This window comes from Psychrobacter sp. DAB_AL43B (assembly GCF_900168255.1).
Lineage (GTDB): Bacteria > Pseudomonadota > Gammaproteobacteria > Pseudomonadales > Moraxellaceae > Psychrobacter.
Genome location: NZ_LT799838.1, coordinates 3,103,619 through 3,129,760, shown reverse-complemented (window position 1 = coordinate 3,129,760; position 26,142 = coordinate 3,103,619). Strand labels below are relative to the sequence as shown.

Annotated in this window: 24 protein-coding genes and 1 tRNA gene; 11 read left to right on the top strand and 14 right to left on the bottom strand. The window is 42.5% G+C overall.

Annotation, left to right across the window (positions count from 1 at the left end; all coding sequences use genetic code 11):
• Nucleotides 1–67: 67 nt before the first annotated feature.
• The 4 genes from DABAL43B_RS13320 to DABAL43B_RS13305 form a co-directional block, all read right to left on the bottom strand.
• Complete coding sequence (locus tag DABAL43B_RS13320) at nt 68–2,569, bottom strand: fimbria/pilus outer membrane usher protein (RefSeq protein ID WP_079692837.1); 2,502 nt, start codon at nt 2,567–2,569, stop codon at nt 68–70.
• Nucleotides 2,520–3,281, bottom strand: a complete 762-nt coding sequence (locus tag DABAL43B_RS13315) for a molecular chaperone (RefSeq protein ID WP_197684660.1) — start codon at nt 3,279–3,281, stop codon at nt 2,520–2,522. The genes DABAL43B_RS13320 and DABAL43B_RS13315 overlap by 50 nt, the downstream gene beginning before the upstream one ends.
• A gap of 5 nt (nt 3,282–3,286) precedes the next feature.
• Nucleotides 3,287–3,826, bottom strand: a complete 540-nt coding sequence (locus tag DABAL43B_RS13310) for a spore coat U domain-containing protein (RefSeq protein ID WP_079692836.1) — start codon at nt 3,824–3,826, stop codon at nt 3,287–3,289.
• Between the two features lie 326 nt (nt 3,827–4,152).
• Nucleotides 4,153–4,243 (bottom strand) — tRNA-Ser (locus DABAL43B_RS13305).
• Nucleotides 4,244–4,508: 265 nt separating this feature from the next.
• On the opposite strand from DABAL43B_RS13305, the gene DABAL43B_RS13300 reads away from it, so the two are divergent.
• The 3 genes from DABAL43B_RS13300 to DABAL43B_RS13290 all read left to right on the top strand — a co-directional run bounded on the left by DABAL43B_RS13300 (nt 4,509) and on the right by DABAL43B_RS13290 (nt 6,349).
• On the top strand, nt 4,509–5,354 hold the full coding sequence (locus tag DABAL43B_RS13300; protein WP_227516699.1) for a DNA/RNA non-specific endonuclease: 846 nt from the start codon (nt 4,509–4,511) through the stop codon (nt 5,352–5,354).
• 74 nt (nt 5,355–5,428) lie between these two features.
• Entirely contained in the window at nt 5,429–5,692 is a 264-nt protein-coding gene (locus DABAL43B_RS13295) for a hypothetical protein (RefSeq protein ID WP_079692834.1), read from the top strand.
• A 273-nt stretch (nt 5,693–5,965) separates the two neighbouring features.
• A complete protein-coding gene (locus DABAL43B_RS13290; protein WP_079692833.1) occupies nt 5,966–6,349 on the top strand; it encodes a DUF2147 domain-containing protein in 384 nt (127 codons plus the stop codon).
• Between the two features lie 153 nt (nt 6,350–6,502).
• Here DABAL43B_RS13290 and DABAL43B_RS13285 read toward each other — a convergent pair whose 3' ends face one another.
• The 4 genes from DABAL43B_RS13285 to DABAL43B_RS13270 form a co-directional block, all read right to left on the bottom strand.
• Entirely contained in the window at nt 6,503–7,765 is a 1,263-nt protein-coding gene (locus tag DABAL43B_RS13285; protein ID WP_079692832.1) for an ammonium transporter, read from the bottom strand.
• A 90-nt stretch (nt 7,766–7,855) separates the two neighbouring features.
• Nucleotides 7,856–8,194: a P-II family nitrogen regulator gene (locus DABAL43B_RS13280; RefSeq protein WP_011514651.1), complete on the bottom strand. Its 339-nt coding sequence runs from the start codon at nt 8,192–8,194 to the stop codon at nt 7,856–7,858.
• Between the two features lie 430 nt (nt 8,195–8,624).
• Nucleotides 8,625–9,479, bottom strand: coding sequence for a universal stress protein (locus tag DABAL43B_RS13275; protein WP_079692831.1), 855 nt, complete (start codon nt 9,477–9,479; stop codon nt 8,625–8,627).
• A 149-nt stretch (nt 9,480–9,628) separates the two neighbouring features.
• Complete coding sequence (locus tag DABAL43B_RS13270; protein WP_079692830.1) at nt 9,629–11,128, bottom strand: SulP family inorganic anion transporter; 1,500 nt, start codon at nt 11,126–11,128, stop codon at nt 9,629–9,631.
• 927 nt (nt 11,129–12,055) lie between these two features.
• Here DABAL43B_RS13270 and murD point away from each other — a divergent pair.
• Together murD and ftsW are read left to right on the top strand one after the other, a co-directional pair.
• Entirely contained in the window at nt 12,056–13,471 is a 1,416-nt protein-coding gene (gene murD, locus DABAL43B_RS13265) for a UDP-N-acetylmuramoyl-L-alanine--D-glutamate ligase (RefSeq protein ID WP_079692829.1), read from the top strand.
• A 303-nt stretch (nt 13,472–13,774) separates the two neighbouring features.
• Complete coding sequence (gene ftsW / locus DABAL43B_RS13260; RefSeq protein WP_227516698.1) at nt 13,775–14,971, top strand: putative lipid II flippase FtsW; 1,197 nt, start codon at nt 13,775–13,777, stop codon at nt 14,969–14,971.
• Nucleotides 14,972–15,046: 75 nt separating this feature from the next.
• Here the strand turns inward: ftsW and gluQRS are convergent, their stop codons facing one another.
• The 6 genes from gluQRS to DABAL43B_RS13230 form a co-directional block, all read right to left on the bottom strand.
• Nucleotides 15,047–16,060: a tRNA glutamyl-Q(34) synthetase GluQRS gene (gluQRS, locus tag DABAL43B_RS13255; protein ID WP_079692828.1), complete on the bottom strand. Its 1,014-nt coding sequence runs from the start codon at nt 16,058–16,060 to the stop codon at nt 15,047–15,049.
• Nucleotides 16,061–16,303: 243 nt separating this feature from the next.
• Nucleotides 16,304–16,744: an RNA polymerase-binding protein DksA gene (dksA, locus tag DABAL43B_RS13250; RefSeq protein ID WP_011514645.1), complete on the bottom strand. Its 441-nt coding sequence runs from the start codon at nt 16,742–16,744 to the stop codon at nt 16,304–16,306.
• Between the two features lie 545 nt (nt 16,745–17,289).
• Nucleotides 17,290–18,123: a metallophosphoesterase gene (locus tag DABAL43B_RS13245; RefSeq protein ID WP_079692827.1), complete on the bottom strand. Its 834-nt coding sequence runs from the start codon at nt 18,121–18,123 to the stop codon at nt 17,290–17,292.
• A gap of 598 nt (nt 18,124–18,721) precedes the next feature.
• Entirely contained in the window at nt 18,722–19,555 is an 834-nt protein-coding gene (locus tag DABAL43B_RS13240; RefSeq protein ID WP_079692826.1) for a metal ABC transporter permease, read from the bottom strand.
• A 79-nt stretch (nt 19,556–19,634) separates the two neighbouring features.
• On the bottom strand, nt 19,635–20,372 hold the full coding sequence (locus DABAL43B_RS13235; RefSeq protein ID WP_227516797.1) for a metal ABC transporter ATP-binding protein: 738 nt from the start codon (nt 20,370–20,372) through the stop codon (nt 19,635–19,637).
• Between the two features lie 174 nt (nt 20,373–20,546).
• Complete coding sequence (locus DABAL43B_RS13230; RefSeq protein ID WP_079692825.1) at nt 20,547–21,068, bottom strand: Fur family transcriptional regulator; 522 nt, start codon at nt 21,066–21,068, stop codon at nt 20,547–20,549.
• Between the two features lie 278 nt (nt 21,069–21,346).
• On the opposite strand from DABAL43B_RS13230, the gene DABAL43B_RS13225 reads away from it, so the two are divergent.
• The 6 genes from DABAL43B_RS13225 (at nt 21,347) to DABAL43B_RS13200 (ending at nt 26,065) form a co-directional block, all read left to right on the top strand.
• Nucleotides 21,347–22,252 carry a metal ABC transporter solute-binding protein, Zn/Mn family gene (locus DABAL43B_RS13225; protein WP_079692824.1) on the top strand — a complete coding sequence of 302 codons (906 nt, stop codon included), beginning with the start codon at nt 21,347–21,349 and terminating at the stop codon, nt 22,250–22,252.
• A 369-nt stretch (nt 22,253–22,621) separates the two neighbouring features.
• Nucleotides 22,622–23,020 (top strand): ATP synthase subunit I, encoded by a 399-nt coding sequence (locus DABAL43B_RS13220; RefSeq protein WP_079692823.1) that lies wholly within the window; start codon nt 22,622–22,624, stop codon nt 23,018–23,020.
• Nucleotides 23,021–23,691: 671 nt separating this feature from the next.
• Nucleotides 23,692–24,558: a F0F1 ATP synthase subunit A gene (gene atpB / locus DABAL43B_RS13215; protein WP_079692822.1), complete on the top strand. Its 867-nt coding sequence runs from the start codon at nt 23,692–23,694 to the stop codon at nt 24,556–24,558.
• A gap of 33 nt (nt 24,559–24,591) precedes the next feature.
• On the top strand, nt 24,592–24,840 hold the full coding sequence (atpE, locus tag DABAL43B_RS13210) for a F0F1 ATP synthase subunit C (RefSeq protein WP_010197960.1): 249 nt from the start codon (nt 24,592–24,594) through the stop codon (nt 24,838–24,840).
• Nucleotides 24,841–24,957: 117 nt separating this feature from the next.
• Nucleotides 24,958–25,428 (top strand): F0F1 ATP synthase subunit B, encoded by a 471-nt coding sequence (locus DABAL43B_RS13205; RefSeq protein ID WP_079692821.1) that lies wholly within the window; start codon nt 24,958–24,960, stop codon nt 25,426–25,428.
• Nucleotides 25,429–25,441: 13 nt separating this feature from the next.
• Nucleotides 25,442–26,065 (top strand): F0F1 ATP synthase subunit delta, encoded by a 624-nt coding sequence (locus tag DABAL43B_RS13200; RefSeq protein WP_079692820.1) that lies wholly within the window; start codon nt 25,442–25,444, stop codon nt 26,063–26,065.
• The last annotated feature ends 77 nt before the right edge of the window (nt 26,066–26,142 follow it).

Here is a 26,142-nt window from a genome sequence, read left to right as displayed (position 1 = left end):
TTACCTATTGGCAACAAAAAAACTAAAGGAATTAAATAAAGGCCAAAATGCCATTGAAATAGTTTCATTATTTTACCTTCTGACAGACTAAGGGACCAATGAGTGGAATATCATCGCCCTGCTTTTGATAGTCAAAGTTAACAGTGCAGATATCACCAGAAGGGGTGCTTACCTCTAATATATTATGCTCATCAAGCGTGTCTAAATATACCTCACCATCAAAGCCGACGATAGCCGACGGCGCATCCTTCTTAGTAATCAAACGCACTTGACTACCAATCTCTATCGGCTGATTTTCGCTGTCCGTTAAAATAATAGAGGCAGAGCGTACTGGAGTGAGTTTAAAGTTGACTAAAGTACCAGCTCGGTCAGTAGGTGTAGCTTCAAGAGCAACTTTGTCTATACGCAGGTCGGCAGGTAAGTCCATAGGATCGATACCAATCTTATTATCTTGGTAAGCATTCAACGGCGATATCAGCAATAAGCCACGACTGTTAGTCGTACCAATAACATTGTTTTGTAGCAGCACTGGTACATCTGCAACGCCATCAGTTGAAACCACAGCAAAGCCATCATTGATTTGGCGTGCGGCAAATAAGCCGCCGCCCATCATAACTAGCGAGCCTGTGCCACTGGCAAAGGTAGAGTAATTGCCATCGTAACTACTGAGACCTGCTTGTACCTGACCGTAGCGACCAAGATAATTTAATTCTGCTAATCCACCACTGTTGTTATTATTATCTATGCTGCTATCGATACTGTGCCGCGCCTGTGCGCGCCATCCCAAGCCGCCTGCACCTGAAGCTGATTGTGAAACATCAGCGACAAAATCATTGCGATCGTCGGTATGCTGGACACTACTATTAAACGAGATATTACGGTCTAGTGAAAACGAGGCACCAATGGAAGCACTATTATTCGCCGAGTCATTAATATCGTGGTTATAGTTGGCATTTATACTGAGGCGTCGACCAAAAGATTTGCTCCAATAGGCGCTGGCAAATTGCGCGGTATCTTCCTCCGCATAGTCCACCTGATTATAACTTAATCCGAAACTACCTAAAGACTGGGAGCTATAACCGGTTGAAATTTGATTGCTCTGACGTATGGGGGTTGATCCATATTGGGTGGCCACATCACGATAATTGCCGCTGGTACCTAAGGTATTAAGACCGATATTGAAGCGGTTGTTATTCCATAAATAGCTGCCACTATATTGCATACCGCTTTGTCCTTGGCTTTCACTGCCTGCCAATGAGCCAAATAAGACACCGCCTGGACCGCCTAATACCCACGTCCCGCCAACGCCTGCATTAGCAAGACCTTTAGTCGCTTCAGCATGGGTTTCTGCGGTAAAGTGGTTATTTACCCCATAACGTAAAGTGCCACTGACGGCGATATCGCTACCGTAATCGAAGGATTTTATACCATAGTTTTCACGTACAGTGCCGAGTTCTATAGACCAGTCAGCCAGACCAGGCTGCAGTAAGCGATGAGTATCATATAGAGAGAAGTTAACCGTAGAGCTTTGTCCTAATGCATCGGTTAATACCAGTTGGGCATTACCTGCACCGCTGATGCTAGGGGCGGTATTTAGCTCAAACGGGCCAGCCGGCACCTCACCACTATATTGCTTTAGACCGTTGACATAAAGCTCTACCGCTGAAGGCAGGGTAGCGGAACCAAAGAATGAAGGTAATGGCGTAGTAGTCATATAAGGTTGCAAATCAAAATTGCTACCAAACTGTAGACCACCCAAGCGTGTAGAGCGTGTCCATGACAATGCCCCGGTGAGAATATCTCCGGCACGCACGGTCATGAGCTTATCAGGAAAAGATTGACTCCAACTGGTATCTAGACGTACTGTACGACTGTCCCAGTCTCGGTTGTCATCTCCGTTATTAGCACTGGCATTAGCATTGTTATTAGAAAATCGGTTACCTGTGGTTAGCGCGGTCGAACTTAACACGCCTTTGGCATTAAAGGCGCGGAGTTCTGTAAAAGCACTTAAGTTGGTTGAGTTATTATCCGACCTTGAGCCATAGAGGTTGTAATTTAACAATACCCCAGGCGATGCGCTGGCTTGAGTGCGACGGCTATCGCGATTATTTAATACGGTAGTGGTTAAATTGAGGGTACTCAAAGGCGCGACGATAGTAACAGACTGCATGCGCGCGTTATAGTCTACTTGGATATTAGCGAAACTATTGAGCGGTACAGGATCTGTAGTACCGGGAGGCACTATAAAACCTAGCTGCTGCAATACTGTGACACTTGCCCAAAGCTGATCGTCACGATACTCAAAATGCGTCAAGCCTGCGCTAGCGCCATTAAGGGTAACGTCTAGATATAAGTCTAAGCCACTTGTGTTGCTCGCTTCTTCATTAAGATCAAGCTGAGAGAGTTTGTTATTAGAAGTAGTATCTACGGTTTGCGTAGCAGTAATGTTTTCAGAAGCTACATCATTTAAAGCAATGGCATGGCTGCTAGAAACGACCAAACTCTGCAGCAAAAGTGCCTTAGCGAGTGGCGTTGTCCAACGTGATGTCTTGCGTAGTCTGAGTACCATTGATCATTACCTTGATTTTACCGCTCGTCATTAAGGCTGACGGTGGAACTTTCAGTGTCCAGTGCATACTAGCACCAGGTAACACATACCCCAACAAGCCTTGGTGGATAGCAGTATCATTACCAGCAGCATCGATATAGCTAAGCGATGCCAATTGAGCATGGCCATTGCCATTATTGCTAACGTGCAGGTCTATCTGCTCGCCATTTGTCTTTGCGCTATAGCGCCATTGCAATCGTGGCGTAGTCTCAGTAACGCCAACTGGTTTGATGAACACTGGTAAAGAATAGCTCAGTGCGAATTGCAGGCCAGTCTTTTGTGTCGGGGATTGGATAGGCAGCTCGTCTATTGATAAGCGATAGCTAGCTTCTACAGCACCAACCCCTTGTGGTGGGGCTTTGGCTCGGATCACACGAATCAATTGCTGCTCACCAGGTTTTAGCTCAAGCATTGGCGGACTGACCAATAAACCTCGAGATGTAGTCAGCTGATCGCCTTGCTCATTCTGCGACCATTGGTAAACACGTACTTGCGCATGTACCACATCGTTACCGGTATTACTCAGTGTTAAGCCACTGGCGTTTTCTTTAGCTTGTAGGCTTAGTGAGATGGGAGAGACCTGTAGGCCGCTCGCCATCGCGCTACTACTAGCTAGTAGTAAGCCAGAAATAACAGCAGATGTTGCAACACGACGTAACAAGATATTTGACATAGGGATTAGTAAGTTACAGATACTTTAACAGTGTCAGAGTAATTACCTAGCTGAATATCAGTTGTGCTGGTCAATTTAGAATATACAGTATGTGTATTGGGTATAGCCAACAAGCCAGTTCCTGTGCCAGAAACACCATTACCTACCACAGCTAGAGTTCCAGTATTACCCCAAACAGTAGTAGCGCCGGCATTTGAATACAACTGGTAGTTAATAGTATCAGTTCCCGGTCCAGCCATTGTACCAGCACCAGTAGTATTAGCACCGGCATTGGAAAGCGGGGTTAGATTAACAATGTAAGGAGCATTTTTCGAACATTTCACTACAACCGCTGTAGCAGATGACTTTATACCTACTGTTGCTTCACTAGTACCCGCTAAAACAGTTCCGAAGTTAACGCCATTAGCATCATTAGTGACTTCAGCACTACAGACCGAATCAATTTTTAGGTTTACCTTAAAAGAACCGTTGGCTGTACCAGCAGCATTAGCAGAAACAGCAGCGGCAAGTAAAGTAGCAGTCAATAGTGATTTTTGAAATAGCATGTCATACCTCTAGGTTTCTAAATGATGTTTGTTACTTAATGAATACATGGTTACATAGAGATGTTAACAAACCTATCATCAACAGATGAATGACGTTTTTGGTGGGATGAGCGGTAAATTATTGATTTTTCAAATACTTTAAGTCTATTAGATTATTTTATTCACTATGTTTATGAATAAAAAATCCACACAATATATGGATCGTGGAGATTACTAAGAAGTAGTTTAGGAAAAAATATGAAGCCAATATGAGTTATAAGCTTTAATATTTAAAGGGTTTGAAGGAGGTTTAGGGAAAAGCGGGACAAACAGAGGATAACTAAGATTGGCGGTGAAGGAGGGATTCGAACCCTCGATACGCTATTAACGCATACACACTTTCCAGGCGTGCGGTTTCAGCCACTCACCCACTTCACCGTTTTTGATACTGCTAGATTTAATACTGAACAGATTATTCACCAGAAAATAGCTATAATTGACTGTTAGTCTGTTTTTGAACGACACTGATTTTTGAACGCCTCAGTATAGCGGATACCATTTAGAATGTCACGGCTTGCGCTGTATCTTTCTTTATTAGTGGACGCCTGCTAGGATAGCGCATACATAATAGTAGGCATAAATGGTTGAAAGTTGCATGATCAGTATTTTTAAACGTAAATCCAGTATTAAAAATAGCATAACAATGACGGCAATCACTGCCTTACTCAGCATATCATCGGCACATGCTGATGACTTTATTCAGTGTAGTCAGTCATTTTATGGCGGCGTCTATCCCGAATTTACCAATACTAAGCTCAGTAACAATACCCAAGCGCTATGTATGGACGGTTTTGCCGTCATGTATTCTGGTGTATCGCGTACGCCGCTGTGGTCAGCGGAATATCTGACTCGTAAACGTTTGCAGCAAGCCAAACAAATCGATCGCGAAGACAGCTTTCATGAAGAGAGCCGTCTACCGCAATCTATGCGTGCCAAATTATCTGATTATTCAGGTTCAGGTTATGACCGTGGACATTTAGCACCCAATGGCGATATGGCCAATCGTAGCCAACAGTACGATAGTTTTAGCTTGGCCAATATCGCCCCACAATCGCCGCGTAATAATCGCTATATTTGGCGTAATATTGAATCTGCTACTCGTTATTTGACCCAACAATACGGTGAGGTTTATACCGTCACTGGAGTAGCATTTACCGACAAAAAAACCAAGCAATTGGCTGAACGTGTGCTCGTGCCCAGTCATTTTTTTAAAGCAGTTTATATTCCAGCAAGCAATCAAGCAGGCGTTTATTTTGCGCCAAATGACGAGTCAGAGCGTATAGAAATCATTAGTATTGACGAGTTAACCGCGAAGATTGGTATCGATGTTTTACCGGTGCTTGATGCAAAAACCAAATCCCAAGCTTTTAATTTACCCCTTAAAGCTGGCGAGGCACTAGATACGCCCAAAACACCTGAAGAAGAGCCCACTTGGATGTTGTTTGTATTGGCAATCTTTGAATGGCTTATGGCACAATTGCAGGCATAAGTCGTTTAAATGTAACTAAACTCCCACTGTTTTAAAAAATTAGGTAATGCATTGTTAATGAATAGGAGAACTAAATGATTGACCCATTTGCTAATAATCACCAAAGTATGCAAATCGGTGAACTGGTGATCGAAAACCAAGAAGATAAAATTATTATTTATGGTGACATTAATCTGGTATTTGATGATGCTGGATATGAACAAGCACAGCAGTTGCATGAGCTCACCAGTAAAATTCTGCTAGCATTTGAAAATAGAAGTCCTTATAGTAATAAAGACATTAAGTCAAAAGAAAAAGATGACCAATCGGATAAAATTATAGACAATCCGTTCCTGTAACTGTTTGATATGCTTTTGATTTTATAGAAATAATAAACTATAAAAAAATTACTAGGCAAATTCTTAAAATTGCTTATAATGAGTCAAGACATCGCTTATGTTGTTTATATTTTTTATGAAAAGCTAATCAGTAACTAAATGCTTCTAGTGGTAATTAATGTAAAATTACTCAAGAAAAGCTTAGCTTCTAATAAAAGATTGTCGGCAAAGGATAAGCATAGGACATCAGAAACATAATGTTTCTAGTAATCATTGATTGAAGGGAGTCTATTTATGAAATTATTCGCAAAAACTACATTAGCCATCGCTGGTATCAGTTTAGCAAGCATGGCATTCGCCGCTGACCCATTAGCCAATACTACTTGGCAAACCTATGATGAAGGCAAACCAAAAGGCGTGGTTAAAATCACTGAGTCAAATGGTGTGTTAACGGGTAAGCTAATCAGCACAGTTTCAGAGAAAGGTCAGAAGCATGTGGGCATGACAATCATCTCTGGTCTAAAAGCTGATGGCAATGGTAAATACAGTGGTGGTAAAATCACTGATCCTGAAAAAAACAAAACTTATAAACTTACCGCTAACTTGAGCGGCAGCAACTTGGCTCTAAAAGGTCACTTAGGACCTTTCTCACGTAGCCAAACGTGGAAAAAGAAATAAGTTGATGTTGATGTAGTATTCTCATTAAGTCTGGTTGTTAGTTAAAAGCCAGCCTTAATAAAGCATAAAAAATCCCGCATGACCGAAAGGTCGTGCGGGATTTTTAGTTATGTCAGCTGCTTTGATAGCTAATAAAGCGAAAATATAAATAGCCTATCTTATAAATTCTGGATAGGCTTCCATGCCACATTCTGTAATATCGGCACCTTGATATTCCTCTTCTTCAGAGATACGCAGACCAATTACCAATTTGATGAGACTCCAAACGATTAAACTAGTCACAAATACCCAAGTAAAAATGGTGGCAGCACCGGCTATTTGACCTATTAAGGACGACGCTGGATTGGTCAATGGTACAATTAGTATGCCAAATAAGCCTACCACGCCATGGACAGAAATAGCACCTACCGGATCATCGATTTTTATTTTGTCTAATATAAGAATCGATAGGACGACGATAACGCCCGCTGTCATCCCGAACAGTGTGGCTTGCAGCGCTGAGGGGGTTAAAGGTTCTGCAGTAATAGCGACTAAACCTGCTAATGCACCATTTAAGAGCATGGTCAAATCAGCTTTACCAAAAATCAGCCGTGCGATGAGCAATGCGCCAATCGCTCCACCAGCGGCAGCAGCATTGGTATTCAAAAACACGATGGCAACGGAGTTGGCGCTGGTGATATCGGCCAGTTTTAGAACCGATCCACCGTTAAAGCCGAACCAGCCCATCCATAATATTAATGTTCCAAGCGCTGCCAATGGTAAGTTAGCCCCCGGAATGGCACGTATCTCCCCTTTAGGACCATATTTACCCTTACGTGCGCCTAATAGCAGTACTCCTGCCAATGCCGCTGTTGCCCCTGCCATGTGTACGATACCTGAGCCAGCAAAATCAGAGAATCCTAAGTCGCCTAGATTAAATAAACCAAAGACATCTTTGCCGCCCCACGTCCAGCTGCCTTCTAACGGATAAATAACTCCCGTCATTACCACGGCAAAAGTTAAGAAAGACCACAGCTTCATGCGCTCAGCTACCGCGCCTGAGACGATGGACATACAGGTTGCGACAAACACTACTTGGAAGAAAAAGTCGGATGCTTTTGAGTAAACGGAGTCGCCACCAAAGCCATTTTTGGCTGAGGCTGCTAAAGCGTCGGCGACTAAGGTTTCAGTACCTGCAATACCGCTCAAAAATAGATTGCCATCATACATAATGGCATAACCACATATCATATACATGGTACAGGCGGTGGCAAAGAGGGCGATATTTTTGGTTAGGATTTCGACGGTATTTTTTGAGCGAACCAGCCCTGCCTCTAACATTGTGAAGCCAGCTGCCATCCACATGATTAGCGCCCCACACATTAAGAAATAAAACGTATCTAATGCGTACTGGAGCTCGAAGATTTGATTTTGCATGTTTATTCCCCCTTGAATATATGCAATACAGTGATCGATATGACCTATAGATCGATGTTTAAAATCAACGTTTATAGGTGGGTCTTACACTTAGATAGCGTCAGGACCTGTCTCACCCGTGCGAATACGAATGACTTGCTCAAGATTGGTCACAAATATTTTGCCGTCACCGATTTTTCCGGTACTAGCAATGCGAGTAATGGCTTCTATAGCCGGCTCAACCATCTCATCCATAACCGCCACTTCGACTTTTACTTTAGGTAAAAAGTCCACTACGTACTCGGCGCCGCGATAGAGCTCGGTATGACCTTTTTGACGACCGAAACCTTTTACCTCGGTGACGGTGACACCTTTAACACCGATGTCAGAAAGCGCTTCACGCACATCATCGAGCTTAAATGGTTTTAAGATCGCAGTGATTAGCTTCATAAAAAAATCCTTATATGGGTGATGTCGCAGGTTAATAGGTGCAGTTTGATGCAGCATCCTATTGTCATGCTTACCGTAAGTGATTCAAGAACTGTGCCAAAACTACTCAAGGGGGAGGTAGGATAGGGCACGTTTGCTCAAAAATAACCACGGTGATGACAAAGAATATGGTTTATACGGCAACGATAAGCTCGTCTTAAGCTGCATAAACAAGGGCAATCAACCTTTAACGTTGTGTTAACGAAAACTTTATTATAACCAACTTTTTAAGCGCTTGGGGCAGCGATGCCTTTATTTCATGTGATGATTTGATAAACGCTTATAGGATATACAATAGGTATAAAAGATAAAGACCGAATGCTCACCGCTATGAAAAATGGGATTCATAGTAGTGAGCATTCGGTCTCAGTATTGAAATAAAAGCTCGGTTTTAGGCTCTAGGAAAGAGTAAATACGGGGTGGTAGTACTACCAAGTAATTTTTTGGTGTCACTACCTTTAATTAGCTCAAGCAAGCGAGGTTGACCAAAAGCACCGGTCATAAGAAGACCAATATCGTTCTCACTTTGATAGTAGTTTAAAGCAGCGGTGACATCGCGGCAGTCCAGCAAGGTTTTTTTACATTTGATACCGGCTTGCTTAAGGCGAGCATAAGCTTCACGTAACGCATCACAGTTTTCAGAATTCTCTTTGCCGACCATGACAATATGAACCGTCAAGGCGCGGACGAGCGGTGTTTTACAAAGCCAATTCAGCAGTTTATGCGATGTTGGGCTATTATCAAAAGCAAATAAAGCGCTAGTAGGGGGCAAAAATGGTGCGTGAGTCACCAAAATGGGGCAGAGACTTAAGCGTATGAGCTGGCTTAATGTCGATTTACAGGTGACGTGATGACCGATAACGATTAGTTGCGCTTTGTCGTCGACGTAATCAATGCTTTCATTGAGATTCTCGTGCCGATGCAGTGTATAGGTTTTAAGTTTATGACGCTGCTGTTCACAGTAGGTGGTGGCTTGATGCAGAAGTAGCTTACCTTGTGCTTTTAGCTCGCAATTACTGGAGTACTCTTTTGCAGTGAATTGATCTAATAAGGTGTTCTCATCATCAATGTTGAGGCAACCTGAATAATCTACGGCTGCTTTTTGCTGTAAGCTTGGTACTGAATGTAGCAGTCCAATCGGCGCTTGCAGGCGAATAGAAGCCCACATACTCGCATCCAGCACCGCTTGTACGTGATTAGGACAATCTAAGCAGGCAATCACGCTATCTGGCTTCAAATTACTCATAAAGACATCACATCATTTCAATAATTAAAATGCAGGGATGACAGTTAAAGCGTTTGTCTTAACCATCAGACCTGATTTTATATACCAATATAACTGCTGATCAATAAACAAGGCGTTTATATCAGCTTGATAACAAAATGCAGCGTTTCTTAATCCAGTAGCCCAATATCGCGGCGATCATGAATAGAAAAACGGTCAATAAGGGTACGGCTGGCGCTATTGAGTCCGACTACTTTGACATCGATACCTTCGCGCTGCAAACGTATGACTAATTTGTCCAAAGTATCAACCGCACTGATATCCCAAAAGTGCGCTTGGCTGACATCGATGTGCACGCTGTCTAATGCTTCTTTAGTATCAAAGCTTTGTAAAAACTGTGTCGTTGAAGCAAAGAATACTTGTCCTTGAACGTAATAGTAACGCGTATTGCTATCGTCATCATATTCACTAAATATGGTTAAAAATTGACCGATTTTGTTGGCAAAAGCCAACGCAGATAGCAGCACACCAACACCGACGCCGTACGCTAGATTGTGGGTAAAGACCGTGGTTAATACCGTCGCCAGCATAACGATATTAAATGACACTGGATGCGTCTTAAATTCACGAATAGACTGCCAATTAAAGGTACCGATAGAGACCATAATCATGACCGCGACCAGCGCTGCCATCGGTATTAGGCTGACCCATTCACTCAAGAATACCACCATAATCAGCAGCACCACACCGGCGATGAGCGTTGATAAACGAGTACGCCCACCAGACTTGACGTTAATCATCGATTGTCCAATCATGGCACAGCCTGCCATACCGCCAAAGAATCCTGAGACCACGTTGGCAATACCTTGACCACGACACTCGCGGTTTTTATCGCTTGGCGTATCGGTCAACTCATCTACAATGGTCGCCGTCATCATCGATTCTAATAAACCTACAATGGCTAGTGCGATGGAATAAGGCGCGATGATAAACAAAGTATTTAAGTTAAGCGGAATATCCGGCAACAAAAACATCGGTAACGAGTCTGGCAGCTCGCCCATGCTACCCACGTTACGAATATCAAGATTCATATACATGGCTACCGCAGTCAATCCCACAATACAAACCAGTGGTGAAGGAATGACGCGACCAATTTTAGGAATCAGTGGAAATAAATAGATAATCGCCAAACCTGCGGCAGTCATGATATAGACAGTCATACCGACACGCTCAGTCATGGGGTTAAGCTCTGGTATCTGCGCGGCAAATATCAAAATCGCCAGCGCATTGACAAAACCAATGACTACGGATCGAGAAACGAAACGCATTAAATTACCGAGTTTTAAGATTCCCATAACGATTTGAATGCCACCACACAATAAGGTGGCCGCAAGCAAATACTGCAGACCATGCTCGGCGACCAAATCAACCATAACCAGTGCCATCGCTCCGGTCGCAGCCGAAATCATTCCCGGACGTCCACCGACAAAACTGATCACAACGGCGATACAAAATGAGGCATACAGTCCTACTTTTGGGTCGACACCGGCGATGATAGAAAAGGCAATCGCTTCTGGAATCAAAGCCAGTGCCACCACCAAGCCTGATAATGTATCGCCACGAATATTGGAAAACCACTCTTCACGCAAACTACCAAAAAAAGATGTCATAAGTAAACTGCATAGGGTTAGAGACAAAAAAAGCAATCATTATTCAGTGATAGAATGATTGCGTTGCGATGATAAGCGCTCTCGGTTATTTTTTAATGCTACTTGGCACAGTTATCATTAGTTATTAAAAGCTATTGGTTATTCAAAACGAAAAAATCAGTAGTACCGATAAGTAGTACCGATAAGTAGTAATGATAGCTAGCGACATTTATAACGGTATCGCAAATACAATCATCAATAGTAACTATGATGAAAATATCTAAAAAGTATTTAAAATGATGAATACGTGCCCGCAATGATGTGCTGCGATAGAAGAAGATAAATAATCTGGCAGACAAAAGCGCAAAAGTATCTGCAAGTAGTTGCCTGTCATACCATTATCACCATATGAATCGTTGCTAAAGAAAGATGACAATAGCATGATAAGGGTGACAACATGCTAAACTAAAATGCTAGATTGAAGGCTGATTTAAATTATCAGTCAAATTAGCGGTTATTGTTAGGCCAGCTATTATAGCATTAGCCACTCAATATAAAAACAGGCGCATAATAGCACAACGTTTTGAAAAACCAGTGCATTGAAAAACCAGTGCATTGAAAAACAAGTGTATTGAAAAACCAGTACCGAAATCTGAGCGATACCGCTATGATGCTATCCATCTGCCGCGTATCACTCAGAAGGTATAGTAGATTTATTTTAAAAACGATACAGTGCTATTGGCTATAAATTTTTGCAGCCTCTGTCACGCTTGCGAACAGCAAACAAGAAAAATTTATAGCCAATAGCACGTTATTACAATCGTATCTTTTTTATTTTGAACTGACTATATGTAGTGCGTTTTTACATAAGGGCAGTTTATATCATGCCTGCTTAAACAGTGCTTATTTGCTTGATAGCATTTTGCTCGTCCACCAGAAGGAAAAGATATGACCGCTAACACCGTAATGGAAACCTTGATTCACAAGGGTAATGGCTTGCAAGTCGTGGTCGGTTTGGGGCAATCGGGGTTATCGGTAGCACATTATTTAGCCGAGCAAGGCTATCGAGTCGCTATTACTGATAATCAGGCTAGTCCCACTTTAGCAGACAAATTGCCTGCCGCTGTTGAAATCAGACAGTTCGGTGGTATAGATACCGATTTATTGCAACAAGCGGCACGGATTATTATCAGTCCTGGCATCTCTCTAGATAACGAAGCCATTAGCGCGGCCAGAGAGGCGAATATTCCGGTAGTCAGCGACATTCAGCTGTTTTGTGACGCCTGTACCGTACCGATAATCGCGATTACTGGCTCTAATGCAAAAAGCACCGTGACTACATTGGTCGGTCAAATGGCGGCGGATGCCGGTGTCAATGTGGGAGTTGGCGGTAATATCGGCGTACCAGCACTGAGTCTGCTGACGAATACCGAGATGGAGCTGGCCGTTATTGAACTATCAAGTTTTCAGCTAGAGACTGTGACAAACTTAGGGGCGCAGGTCGCAACAGTTCTTAATATGTCGCCTGATCACTTAGACCGTCACGGTGATATGCTCGGCTATCATCAAGCTAAGCATCGTATCTTTCAAGGGGCTAAGTCAGTGGTCATTAATCGTGAAGATGCTTTGACCCGTCCACTGGTGTCGGATAATTTACCGCGATTGAGCACGGGTATTCATGCGCCTGATAAAGGTCAGTATGGTCTTATTACTGATATTGAAGGGCAGACTTACCTCGCACGAGGTACAGAGCGTCTACTATCGGCGGATAAGCTACGAATTAAAGGTCGTCATAATTTGCTTAATGCTCAGGCGGCTTTAGCACTTGGTGAGCTCGCAGGTTTACCGCTTGAGAGCATGCTGAACACTTTGCAGCAGTTCGCAGGGCTTGAGCATCGCTGTCAATACGTCGCTACGGTCGCTGGTGTTGATTACTTTAATGATTCTAAAGGCACCAATATTGGCTCAACCATGGCGGCTGTCGAAGGGTTAGGTGCGGTCTATGCCCTAAAAGACGGTAAGCTGTTATTAATCTTAGGTGGTCAAGGTAAAGGTCAGCAATTTGGCGAATTGGCTCCTTTTATTAATCAATACGTCAGTCAATTACTCTTTATTGGTGAGGATAGTCGGCAGATTGAGCAGCATTTACGGGCAGCTGGCCTCAGTGACGATGTGACACTACATCAATGCCAGACATTAGAAGGCGCTTTTGCAACAATTGAGCAAGTGACTGCAAGTAGTTTATCGCAAGTACAAGCTGTGTTATTGTCACCCGCTTGTGCCAGCTTTGATCAATTTAGTGGATTTGTCGATCGTGGCGAGCACTTTAGTCAGCTTGTCAGACAATCAGACGCGGTGTTGTAAGATGATATAAGGTGTCATATCATAAAAGGCTGTATGACAACATCATGTGACGCGCAATTTATAACCGTAACAACGATCTGCATTTTTTTGATAAATGATTGTTTTGCTTATAAATTGCTGCTACTGTCAAACATAAGCAGTGAAGGCTGTGACAAATGCAGCCAGTGAGCTTATGAGCACTGAATAAAGTGTTATTTGTCGATACTGAACTGTTAGTTATTTAATAAAATCTATTTCATATTTTTTAAACGGTGGCGTTTCTATAGACGCCGTGTTTTTTCGTTTGCTAGTGTATATAAAATTATGGCGCTCTCTTCTATTTTTCGTTCATCTTCTCAATCTCAGCAAGCTACCGGTTCAGATGGTATTCTTTCTATGCCATCAGCGCGCGCCATTTTATTATCGAGCGTCGGCTGTATGTTGGTGCTGAGTCTATTGATGGTTGCTTCGGCTTCTATTCCTTTTGCGCTCAGTCGCGGCATGACAGAACTGCATTTCTTCAATAATCAGCTACTCTACATGAGTATTGGGCTGGCTGTCGCAGGTATTGCTTATCGTGTTGTGTCCCTAAAGAATTTATATAAAACTGAAACTCAGTTTATGCTATTGGCCATCACCGGGGCATTGCTGGTTGCCACCTTATTTAGTACGCCCATTAATGGCTCTAAGCGCTGGCTAAGCTTGGGAGGTTTTAACTTTCAGGTAGCAGAGTTGGCAAAGCTGGTGATGATTGTGTTTGTCTCAGACTTTGTGGTACGGCGCTCATTTGAGGTTCGTAATGGTTGGGATGGCTTTTTGAGGATTGCCCTAGTGGTCGGGCTGATAACTGTACTGCTGTTAGCGCAGCCAGATTTTGGCTCCTTTGTGGTTATCATTGGAATGGTTTTTGCTATCTTCTATATTGCTGGTGCACCCTACAAGCAATTTATAGCCTTGGGTGCGGTCGCCGTCGGTGGGGCGGTGTTAATGGTCGCGACCGTACAATACCGATTGGTGCGGGTGATGTCGTTTTTGGATCCTTTCGATGATGTCCAAGATACGGATTATCAGCTGGCACGTAGCTTGATTGCCTTTGGTCGTGGGCAGTTTACTGGTGTCGGTTATGGTGAAAGCGTACAAAAATTATCGCATTTACCAGAGGCGCATACGGATTTCTTATTAGCGATTACGGGTGAAGAGTTGGGCTTTGTTGGCGTTACGATGATATTAGTGCTTGAGGCGTTGATTATCGGTAGTGCAATGCGTATCAGCTATAATGCGCTAAAACGTCGGCAGATGCGCATGAGCTATACCGCCTTTGGTATCGCTGTGGTGTTTATTGCGCAGACAATTATTAATGCCGCGATGAATATGGGTGCGATTCCGACCAAAGGTCTGACGATGCCTTTCTTTAGTTACGGTGGTTCATCGATGTTGATTAGCTTAGTGATGGTGGCGGTGCTGCTAAAGATTTACAAAGAAAGCCCTGAGATCGAAAAAAGCCAGTGTCGTTATTACTAAACTATTTGAGCATTTTGATCATAAACTGATAATCAGTAAATATATTAAAGCGTCGCAGCAGCGGCGCTTTTTTTATTAAATGTTAGGCATATTTAACGATTGTATACCCTGTAATGGTACGTTATCCCATTGTGCAATCGCTTGATTGAGCATGAGTACTGGCGTGTCATGATCGACCGCAGGCTGCTGTAATAGTTGTAAAGCATGAGCAATCAGCTTACTTGGATCACGCGTATCAATAGGCTGGGCAAGATTCTGCTTAGATAGCTTTTGACCGTCAGGATTGCATATCAACGGTAAATGATACCAATGCTCGATAGCAGGCAAGCGCGCGGCATGCATGATACTAATTTGAGCCGTGGTCATTGGTAAAATATCCAAACCGCGCATGATATGGGTTACTTGTTGTAAGCCATCATCAAGGCTGGCGGCCAAAATATAATTAATCATACCATCTTGGCGACGAACCACCATATCCCCTAAAGTCTGCTGTGGATTATCCCACTGTACGCCTTGAATGCCATCCTTAAAGCCAATGCTATAGTCTGGTAACTGTATTCGTAGCTTATGTTGTTCATGACTCAGATCAGCATTAACACAGAATCGTGGATAGCGCTGTCTATTGGGTTGTACTTGGCAGGACTTCATAGAGGGCAACTCAGTTGTTAAGAATTCCGTGTTCATAACTGTTGCGTGCTGTTCTTCTTGCTGCGTCCAGTAGTGTTCCAAGCTCTTACGTGAACATTGGCAGCCATAAGTCAGCGGGTGCAGCACTGAAGAGACATAATCATTATAAATATCAATGCGCTCAGATTGATAAATAACATCACCATCCCAGTTTAGCCCAAGCATCTCTAAGTCGATAAGAATCTGCTCAGTAAATTGTCTATCACAGCGTTCCGTATCGGTGTCTTCCATACGTAATAACCATTTACCACCGATAGATTTGATGTGACAAAAGCTGGCAAGCGCTGTCGTTAACGAACCAAGATGTAACTCACCTGTGGGTGAAGGCGCAAAACGACCGATAGGCTGTGGTAGAGGTTTATTAATTGGTAAAGAAGTATTTGGCAAAGAGATGTTTGGCATAGGGTTTTTAATCTAGAGAGGTTAGACGTTTTTGGAATAGCCAGTTATTGAACCAAGGGATATATAGATAGAATAAAGAAAATGATGATAAAAAGATATTTATCAAATAGCTCTATTTTGTTGGTAACTCGTCAACAAGCATAAAAGGGCATGAGAAATTGCCATTATAAAACGCAACGAGCGACCAATATATGGTCGCTCGTGTTTATTATGGTTTTACTGATAGCTAGTGTAAGCGCGCGTTTAGGTATGACCTTGATTTTGGCGTTCTTTGATCTCAGACAAGGTTTTGCAGTCGATGCACTGAGTCGCCGTTGGGCGTGCTTCGAGACGACGCAGGCCAATCTCTACGCCACAGGTCTCGCAAAAACCATAATCGTCATTTTCGATTTCTGAAATAGACTTGTCGATTTTGCGAATGAGTTTGCGCTCACGATCACGCGTACGCAAAGTCAGAGCAAACTCTTCTTCTTGAGTGGCGCGATCATTAATATCTGGCATGGCGCTCGATTCATCTTGGATATAAGTCTTGGTGCGATCAGCTTCACCAATAAGCTGATGCTTCCAGTCTAATAACATAGCCTTAAAATGCGCTAACTGCTCATCAGACATATATTCTTCGTCTTTGGCAGGTGCATAAGGCGTAAACTTAACATCACTTGGATTCGTGGTCAGGGTGCTCATATGGGTATCCTACTTTTTCAAATTAATCCAATAAAACGACCTGTCGACAGACAAGACGTTATCAATTTACCAAACGCTATAAATGGTCCCTTTATAAAACGTTTTACCACTTAGTAACACAGTTGATCTAATTAAGATGGTTATCTCGATATGCCGATTTCGGCATATCAATGGTCAAGTATATTGTCATAAATATTTTTATTTAAATGGTCGTACTTAAATAAAATAACAAATCACGGACTGCGAAAACTTAGATTGTGGTCAATGTAGCCATCCTAGCTATTATAATTTTGCCTAATTAAGTCTTAGACCGTACGTATTTTTATGGCATTTCATCGTTGATAGTGCTGCTTCTAAATCGCTGATGGCAAAAGCGAGAAAGCGATTGTTAAGATAGATATAGACCTGTACTGTGCCAGCCATTTCATATTGAATCAAGCAAAATCAGCTAGCGCTATAAAATACAGATGCCCCATTTTTATATGCCCTATTATAGACAAAGGGTAGTCAAGCGATAGACAAATCCTAGCCAATAAAACTGGTCGTCAAGTATCTAGTCTTTCAACCCAGCTTGCAACCTTTCCATTGTTGGCTAATTGCAACCAACGATATCCTGGGCGCGCGTTTTTATCGTAAGCAAAATTATCCTCAAAAGGCTTGAATTGATAGCAGGTAGAGGGCGTGCTATAAACGGTGACCCCTTGATAGTGGCGCATTTGGTCTTGGTGAGTATGTCCATGAATGACTACTTTTAAATGCTCAAACGCTGAGATATGCTGCCAAAAATTATCTGCATTCTTAGCCATATGGCTATCAATCCACGCAGAATCTACCGGTAACACGTGATGGTGTAGAGCAATGAGCGCTGGCTTATCACAAGAATCTAGCTGCTTAAATACCCAATCAATGTCGGTCGGCGTAACCTCACCTTCTACCTTGCCTGTAATGGAGGAGTCTAATAAAAGTAGCTGCCAATGGTCGGTTTCAATAATATGCCGACTCAGCAAACGTGAGTCAGTAGGCCTAGCAATGAGTTCTCGCTGGAAAAATGGTAAATCTTCACCAATCTCATCAGTTACGTCATGATTGCCTGCAATACAGGCAAAAGGAATACCGGTTTCCTGCAATACCTCAAAGATAAGATCATAAATAGCTGACTGCACTTTATTGACCAAGTCGCCCGTCACAAGGATCAAATCACAGCGAAGCTCTTTGCTTAATGCTTGTTTGACAATCGCTTCAAAACTGTATTGACAAACAGACACCTCACTACTGTTTTCAGCAGCAGGCATAGGCGATGATAAATGCAAATCAGTTATTTGTAAAACGTTGACCTGTCCATCTGGCGTGCTGATGGTACTGGCAGGATAGCTTAGCATTGGATTCAGTCCCTCATCGAATCAATGAACATTTTTATAAGGTAATACGATTAAACGAGTAGCGATAAATGAGCGACTATTACTTGTCTGGTATTTATGTCTCATGTTAATAAAATGAAGCTTTATACTATAAGAGCAATCATCAAAAGCGATCATCCAATCCTATATAAAGCTTGTTTATACACCGCTCGTTTGGTGGTAGACGTATTTAACTATAGTGTTGATAGTATTAGGGAAAGTTTACAACATAATGCCTCTGAAAGCTTTAGCAATTTTGATGAAATAAAATTTTATAAAAGATAGAAAATATCTTTGCCGTGTCGATTAGTGCCGCTGCTATAATAGCTATAGACTGTTCAAAATCAAAATTCATACTTAAAATACAATCAAAGCACAGTAAAGTCGGAACGCTGTCAGAACGCGACTAATCACATGTTATTGGTATAACTTTTCATCATCTACTTTGTGTTTCGCATTTGAATAAGCTTTGAAAAAAGCTTCGAAAAATCTATCCTAGCGGCACTGTGTTTTTTTAAAGTAAATCAACTGTATGACAGCAACAAACTATTCTAATCTAATGCTATGACGATACAATGACCTAACGACGTGGCGACCAAAATTTTGCCATTATTGACTTTGCTGATATGAGTTTTGAGACAATCAAGGCGGCGAAAAATAGCATGGCTAAAATCAATACGATAGAAAGTCCAGTTTGAATATCTAGCCAAATACTGCCCCAAACACCTAGTGTCACGCCAAGTTGAGCGGTGATCAGCGCTATAATCACCATTTGTTTTGGCGATGCTGAGTATAGGCGCGCAGTGAGAGCTGGCAATACCAATAGGCCGCTAATTAATAAGCTACCAACCGCTTGCAAGGCAATCGCACAAAACCCTGCCAATACGCCCATGAAAAACAATCGTTGCCGCGTTGGGTTAATGCCTTGAATACGCGCTAACGCTTCATGAGTAGCGAGCTTTATTTGCGCTGGCCATATATAAATCAGTAATCCCAATCCCACCAGTGTGCTAGCAGCAATCAATGGCAAGTCAGCCCAATCAAGCTCAAGTAGATTACCAAATAAAAAGCCTAATACATTGGCTTGCTGATCGGTAAGTTGGGTTAAAGTCAATAACCCTAAACAAAGTAGCGATACCGCAACCACTGCCAACACTGCATCGACTGGCAAACGCTCATCATCGATGAGTACCAACCCTAGTACCACCATAACGCTGACCAGCGCAATGCCAATGCCCATTGGCAACTGCCACCATACCGCCAGTGCGACCCCTAGCAATGTCCCATGCGCCAAAGCATCGGCAAAAAAAGCCATGCGTCGCCACAATACTAGACACCCTAAGGGTGCAGAGAGCAGCGCTAAAATACTGCCAGCAATCCAAGCAGGTGCAATGATGGCTAACCAAGCAGTCATAATAAGTATCCATAAAATTTTTATAAAAAGGGCCACAAGGCATTTTTTTGTCTTAATTAGCTAGGTTTTCTGTTTTCTATCATATTTCGCTTGGTGCATGATGTTCACAGGCGTGTGGCTGATGGACGTATGGCTGCTCGTAATGATGTCCAAACAGCTTTTGGAATTCACTGCTAATCGCAAGCTCGCTTGGCTGACCTTCACAGCAGATATGCTTATTCAGACAAATTACCCGTCGACTGCCTTTCATCACCCAATGCAAATCGTGCGACACCACTAGCATGGCGCACTGCAAAAATTCTGGTAATTCATCAATAAACTGATAAAGCCACACTTCAGTATCAGGGTCAAGCCCTTGCATCGGCTCATCTAAAATCAATAAATTGGGTTTGTCTAATAATGCCCGCGCCAACAATACTCGCTGGGTCTCACCGCCCGACAGATGCAGCATCTGCCGTGAGAGCAAATGGCTTAATGACAAATTATCAAATATAAACTGACGTTGCTCAGCCGTTAAGCGCTTTTTGTCTGCTTGCGCTAATAAATCGCATACGCGTAACGGCAAAATTGGCGGTACGGCAAAGCGCTGCGGTACATAGCCAAGCTTCAATGGTTCATAAGTGCTAATTTGACCTTCCGTAGGGTTAATTAGCCCCAAAATTAGCTTCACGAGCGTTGATTTGCCAGCACCATTAGGTCCAATAAGGCTCACAGTTTCATTGACTGCAATATCGATATTGATATGCGATAGTAAGCGTTGTTGCCCAATATGGTAGCTGATATTATTTAAGCTCAGCAACTTGCTGGCATGATTCATCGTGTGACCACTCATATTAGCAGTTGAGGATTGATTAGATGGTGAGGTAGACAGGCTCATAGGCTGACAACTGTTAGCTTGGTAATAAATTTGGTAATAAATAATGACAAGAGGCAACTATGCAAAGCTAAGTCTCAAGTGCCAAGCAGTCATATTAATAAAACGGCTGCTGTTTTACTGACACGCTTGGCACCGACCGCTCAGCTCAATCACACTACGAGCAACGGTAAAGCCAATATCTTGCTCAGCAAAGCTCATCATCTCTTGCACGGGTAAGCTGCTACATTCTTGTACGCGCTGGCACTGCTCACAGATTAAGAACGCTGCCGTATGCTGCGCGCGCGGATGACAGCAAGGAACATAAGCATTAATAGAGGTCAGTTGATGAATCAAACCTTCGCTTAATAAAAATTCTAAACTGCGATACACCGTCGGCGGCGCGACATTCTTTGCGCCATCAGTGTCATTATCGTTGTTTAATAGACGCATTTGCTGTAATTGGGTGATTAAGTCATAAGCGCCAACTGGTTTGTTGGCTTGTAATATCAGCATATAAACCTGTTGCCGCAAGGGCGTAAAGCGCACACCGCGTATACGAGACTGCTCTTTTGCTGCCTCTAGACGCTCAGTCACATTGTGTGGCGTAAAATCTTGCACATCGTGCACATGCTCACAGGTAGATGAGGTGGTCGGCATAGCACAAGCTCCCAAAAAGCAATCTAAATTATAAAGCAGGTATTCATTCTATAAGTATTTAAAGGTGACATAATATAACGTCAAATAATAAAGCAAATACTGAGGATTGCTAAGCATCATTATCGTATTTTTTATGCGATTGAAACCGCTTAAAACTAAATAGAATAACAAGCATTAAAAATAAAAGTGTAATTCTATATTGTTATAGTATAACATAATGAAATTAATAAGAACCATAACTTCTACTATTGTTATCTATTTTACAGGGTTGACGACGCATGATTGCCTATTATCACAATGCTACAAAGACTATAAATAAACTTTGGCGCTTAATATTACAGCCGCAACGCTTGTTGATAACTGTAGTAATGATGCTAGGCTCTTTGGCGATAAATGCGCAAGCAGCAACGGTCAGCGTGAGTAACTATCCACTATTTTTATTAAGTCAGGCAGTAACTGCAGGATCGCCACCTGCCAAGCAATTATTGCAAGCAGGGGAGGTGGGTCACCATGGCAGTATCAGTCCTGGTGATATTAAAGCGATTCAAGACAGCACCTTTGTGGTTTGGTTCGGTGAGCCATTAGAAAATAATTTGGCAGCAAGTTTAAATAGTGCGCCCAATGCCATTGCTTTATTTAAGTTTGATGCTTTTAATCGTCATCCACTGCGCGATGTAAAAGGTAAAGCCATTGCTGGCACGTTAGACCCCCATATTTGGCTTGATCCTGATAATGCCAAAGCCATTACCCGTGCGCTTGCTGTCATACACAGTCATGCCAATCCACAATATAAAAAGCTCTATCATGCCAATGCGCAAAAATTTGCCCAGCGGATGGATACAGCCGTGGCGGTGACCAACCAAAATAATTCGCAGAAACCTTTACCGTATTGGGCCTATCATGATGCTTATCAATATATGGAAAGCAGTGCCAAATTACAGCTGATTGGTAGCTTAAGTACCGACCATCATCTCGCACCAAAAGCCAGTCAATTACGCTGGCTCAATGAGCAACGCCCAGCCAAGAAAATGTGTTTGGTATCGCCAAGCCAACCTGCCAAAGGTTTGCTCGCCAAGCTACAACCCGTTCAAGCTACCGTTCAAGCTGAAGATATGAGTAACAGTAAAGACTTTATTAGCGGTTGGCAGATAATGGCGGAGCAAATCCGTCAATGCATATCATAAATAATTTTTATAAATGGTTTTTGGCTAAACAAATTGGAAGGATAGAGTTTGAGGAATCAGGTGAAAGAGATACGCTTTGAAAATAAAACAATACTAAATTAATCGCTTCTAGCTCTCAGCTGATAATATAAAAACGCTGATTGCTGACGTATTAGCTCTGCTTTATGGATTATGTAGAGAGATTTTCGCTACTAAACCAGCAAACACTTGATAAAAGGGATATTTTACTTGCTTAAAAGGCACTCGCTCCTTATAATGAGGGCGTTTTATTTTGGTTGAAAGATAACGCCTATATGGTGAGCTACTCGCGGATAAAAGTTTCGCAAGCGAGCTACATTATTCCCATGTTGTAGGGCTATAGGAATATCAATGACCAAGCCTGCTAAACGCACACAAAAAGATAAAATTGGCATCTATCTCAAGCGCCAAGCATGGATATTATTTATCCTAATTATTATTGCTTGGATGATAGATACGATATGGCTACATAGTGAGCTTACCGTAGCGAAAAGTACCGCTATTGGTGCCTTGCTGAGTTTTGCCACCCAAGCAGTTTTTGCTTTTTTTATCTTTTGGTATACCGGTTATCGCGCGCGCTTACATATTGTGAGCCAGCTTTATCGGGGTCAGATGGCTAAATGGCTGTTGACCGTGTTTGGTTTCGCACTAATTTTTATTACCGTACAACCCCTATCGGCGCCTGCGCTGTTCATCGGTTTTATGGTAATGCAAATTAGTCACAGTTGGATGTTGTGGCATATACGCTAGTGTAGATAGAGGATAGCTATTTTATAGTTGCCCCATTGAGTGCACTGAGCTCGTCACCCTGCTGTCCAACTTCTCTATGACTGGTTTTAGCAAGTTGCAGTATAATCATTACCTTAAAATAGCAGTGATAATTGTGATATAAATTTTCGATATAAAGATATACGCAGTTATTTGCGGGTAGGGGAGCGTTTATTACCCTTGATAATTAAATGCTTACAATTTAATTATCGATGCAAAGCTGTGTGGTTTAAGGCGATTCATAGCTAACTTATTCATACAGTAGATAAAAAAGTCATAATTGACTTTACACTAATACAACGCTGCATTAATATAGGCGGCTAAATATCTTGCTTACGATCGCTGTATTAAGCGTTTATCGTGACAAAACGGGCGAAGCAAACAATAGATGATATTTTACCGCATACATTAAAGGGCCATTAATGAATAATGATAAGCCCTTTTTTGATAGCTAAAATTTATCATCAGCTAGCAAATTTAGCATAAGTAACAGAACTATGGGTTGGATGTTATTGCTTACAGAGGTGCTTTAGCGTCGCTTCTTATATCTGCATTTAAGTAATGCCGATATAAGAAGCGCTAGAGAACTCATCAGATAGCAACCGTATTTTTTGGTAGTTGAGTAAATCGTTGACTAATAAGAAGCTTATATTATGGCAGGCGAGCAAACAACCACAGACTATATCTCTCATCACTTAACGAACTGGACGTACGGCTATCTGCCGGGCGAAGGTTGGAAAGTTGCCTATACTGCCGAAGAAGCAGGATTAATGGGCTTTAAAGCGATCCACCTTGATTCTATGCTTTGGTCAATTGGTCTCGGTATTGTTTTCTGCGCCATCTTTTGGATGGTCGCTAGAAAAGTCACTTCAGGCGTGCCGGGTAAGCTGCAAACTGCGGTTGAGATGATCGTTGAGTTCGTTGATAACAACGTGCGCGACTCTTATAGTGGTACCTCAAAGCTGATCGCGCCTTTGGCGTTGACTATCTTTGTGTGGATATTCTTAATGAACTTGATGGATTTATTACCCGTTGACTTCATCCCTATGCTCGCTGGACAAGTCGGCGCATTGATGGGACATGATCCGCATCATGTATTCTTTAAGATTGTTCCAACCACTGATCCTAATATCACGCTTGGCATGTCATTCTCTGTCTTTGCGCTGATTCTATTTTATAGTATCAAAGAAAAAGGTTTGGGCGGCTTTGTTGGCGAGCTAACATTGCATCCGTTTAGTGCCAAAAACCCTATCGTACAAATTATTTTAATACCCATCAACTTTATCTTAGAGTTTGTTACTCTGATAGCCAAGCCTATCTCTTTAGGTTTACGACTATTCGGTAACATGTATGCTGGTGAGTTGATTTTCATACTGATTGCCCTAATGCCATTTTGGATTCAGTGGGCGTTGTCAGTACCGTGGGCTATTTTCCACATCTTAATTATTACCCTCCAAGCGTTCGTATTTATGATGCTGACGATAGTTTATATGTCACTTGCATCATCAACTGAACATTAATTAGACATTCAATAGGTAAATGAGGATACATCCATGGATCCAGTATTAGGTGGTTACACAGTTATCGCAGTAGCACTACTTATCGGTTTAGGTGCACTAGGTACAGGTATTGGTTTTGCTATTCTAGGTGGTAAATTCCTAGAAGGTGTTGCGCGTCAGCCAGAACTTGGTTCACAGTTGCAAACTCGTATGTTCATCGTAGCAGGTCTTCTTGATGCTATTCCGATGATCGGTGTTGGTATTGCTATGCTATTGTTGTTCGCTAACCCTCTAGCAGGTTAATCAGAAAGCTCAGTTGTAAATGTTTGGTAGTCAAAGCTTGCATGTTAACCATAGCCAAAGTTTGGCTATCAAATATGATCAATGAAACTGGTTTTTCATTAACAAAGAGGTGATCACGTGAATATCAATTCTACCCTCATCGGTCAAGCCATTGCTTTTGCAATCTTTGTGATGTTCTGCATGAAATTCGTGTGGCCACCACTTATCGGCGCTATTAATGACCGTCAGCGTAAAATTGCTGAAGGCTTAAATGCTGCTGAAAAAGCAAAAGCAGATTTGGCGACCGCGGAGCAAGATGTACAGCAGGAGCTTAATCTGGCTAAGACCAAAGCTGCTGCGTTAATTGAGCAAGCGAACAAAAGCGCCAATCAACTTGTTGAAGATGCTAAAACGCAAGCCCAAGCGGAAGGCGAGCGCATTCGCCAACAAGCACAAGCGGCAATCGACCAAGAAATCAATCAAGCGCGTGAGTCATTACGTGCCCAAGTAGCTGAACTGGCTGTCCTTGGTGCTGAGAAGATTTTGCAAGACACAGTCGATGTGCAAAAACATGCCAGTATGTTAAATCAGCTGGCGGCTAAGCTGTAATTGTGAGGATAACATGGCTGACTTATCAACCTTAGCACGACCGTACGCTAAAGCCGCTTTTGACTATGCCAATGAAAACGGGGCAGTAAATGACTGGGAAAACTTCTTGTTTGTTGCGGCTACCGTTGTCAACGACAAGTCGTTCAGTACTTGGCTAGACAATCCAGCTGTTTCTGCTGAGCATAAGTCAGCTGCTTTGGTCGATCTTTATGATACAGAAGTAGCTAGCGCTAGTGATTCTGCTTTTAAGCAGTTATTAGGTGAGACCCAAGGGGCTCGTCATGACAGCAACGCCAGCTATCCAAAAGTATCAGTAGCACTTAGTAACTTCGTTAAACAGTTATCAGAGCAAGAGCGTCTGGCGCTGCTTCCTGAAGTTTATGAGCATTATCGCCGTCACAAGGCAATAAGCTTAAAGCAGCTTGACGCTTATGTGACCTCTGCTTATCCATTAACCGATGCACAGCGTGATACGCTGCAAGCGCGTCTTGCTACTTCGCTAAATGCGAGCGTAGTGATTCATGAATCGGTGGACCCAAGTCTCTTGGCAGGCGTTACGATCAAAGTCGGTGACAAAGTCATTGATGATTCGATGCGCGGCAAGTTACAACAGTTAAAAACACAGCTAACGGCCTAATGCCAATCGTCAACGTAGCTTATCAAGCATGCGTGATATAAGAGCATTTACGTCAGTGGCGGGTTATCATAAATTAA

What these genes read in the sequence shown, in the direction of transcription:
- DABAL43B_RS13290 (WP_079692833.1), top strand. Translation starts at nt 5,966, where the DNA reads ATGAAATTATTCGCAAAAACTACATTAGCCATCGCTGGTATCAGTTTA.
- DABAL43B_RS13235 (WP_227516797.1), bottom strand. Translation starts at nt 20,372, where the DNA reads ATGAATCATGCCAGCAAGTTGCTGAGCTTAAATAATATCAGCTACCAT.
- DABAL43B_RS13275 (WP_079692831.1), bottom strand. Translation starts at nt 9,479, where the DNA reads ATGAGTAATTTGAAGCCAGATAGCGTGATTGCCTGCTTAGATTGTCCT.
- DABAL43B_RS13295 (WP_079692834.1), top strand. Translation starts at nt 5,429, where the DNA reads ATGATTGACCCATTTGCTAATAATCACCAAAGTATGCAAATCGGTGAA.
- DABAL43B_RS13220 (WP_079692823.1), top strand. Translation starts at nt 22,622, where the DNA reads ATGACCAAGCCTGCTAAACGCACACAAAAAGATAAAATTGGCATCTAT.
- DABAL43B_RS13245 (WP_079692827.1), bottom strand. Translation starts at nt 18,123, where the DNA reads ATGCTAAGCTATCCTGCCAGTACCATCAGCACGCCAGATGGACAGGTC.
- DABAL43B_RS13240 (WP_079692826.1), bottom strand. Translation starts at nt 19,555, where the DNA reads ATGACTGCTTGGTTAGCCATCATTGCACCTGCTTGGATTGCTGGCAGT.
- dksA (WP_011514645.1), bottom strand. Translation starts at nt 16,744, where the DNA reads ATGAGCACCCTGACCACGAATCCAAGTGATGTTAAGTTTACGCCTTAT.
- DABAL43B_RS13310 (WP_079692836.1), bottom strand. Translation starts at nt 3,826, where the DNA reads ATGCTATTTCAAAAATCACTATTGACTGCTACTTTACTTGCCGCTGCT.
- atpE (WP_010197960.1), top strand. Translation starts at nt 24,592, where the DNA reads ATGGATCCAGTATTAGGTGGTTACACAGTTATCGCAGTAGCACTACTT.
- DABAL43B_RS13270 (WP_079692830.1), bottom strand. Translation starts at nt 11,128, where the DNA reads ATGACATCTTTTTTTGGTAGTTTGCGTGAAGAGTGGTTTTCCAATATT.
- murD (WP_079692829.1), top strand. Translation starts at nt 12,056, where the DNA reads ATGACCGCTAACACCGTAATGGAAACCTTGATTCACAAGGGTAATGGC.
- DABAL43B_RS13200 (WP_079692820.1), top strand. Translation starts at nt 25,442, where the DNA reads ATGGCTGACTTATCAACCTTAGCACGACCGTACGCTAAAGCCGCTTTT.
- DABAL43B_RS13315 (WP_197684660.1), bottom strand. Translation starts at nt 3,281, where the DNA reads ATGTCAAATATCTTGTTACGTCGTGTTGCAACATCTGCTGTTATTTCT.
- gluQRS (WP_079692828.1), bottom strand. Translation starts at nt 16,060, where the DNA reads ATGCCAAACATCTCTTTGCCAAATACTTCTTTACCAATTAATAAACCT.
- DABAL43B_RS13300 (WP_227516699.1), top strand. Translation starts at nt 4,509, where the DNA reads ATGACGGCAATCACTGCCTTACTCAGCATATCATCGGCACATGCTGAT.
- DABAL43B_RS13285 (WP_079692832.1), bottom strand. Translation starts at nt 7,765, where the DNA reads ATGCAAAATCAAATCTTCGAGCTCCAGTACGCATTAGATACGTTTTAT.
- DABAL43B_RS13225 (WP_079692824.1), top strand. Translation starts at nt 21,347, where the DNA reads ATGATTGCCTATTATCACAATGCTACAAAGACTATAAATAAACTTTGG.
- atpB (WP_079692822.1), top strand. Translation starts at nt 23,692, where the DNA reads ATGGCAGGCGAGCAAACAACCACAGACTATATCTCTCATCACTTAACG.
- DABAL43B_RS13280 (WP_011514651.1), bottom strand. Translation starts at nt 8,194, where the DNA reads ATGAAGCTAATCACTGCGATCTTAAAACCATTTAAGCTCGATGATGTG.
- ftsW (WP_227516698.1), top strand. Translation starts at nt 13,775, where the DNA reads ATGGCGCTCTCTTCTATTTTTCGTTCATCTTCTCAATCTCAGCAAGCT.
- DABAL43B_RS13320 (WP_079692837.1), bottom strand. Translation starts at nt 2,569, where the DNA reads ATGGTACTCAGACTACGCAAGACATCACGTTGGACAACGCCACTCGCT.
- DABAL43B_RS13230 (WP_079692825.1), bottom strand. Translation starts at nt 21,068, where the DNA reads ATGCCGACCACCTCATCTACCTGTGAGCATGTGCACGATGTGCAAGAT.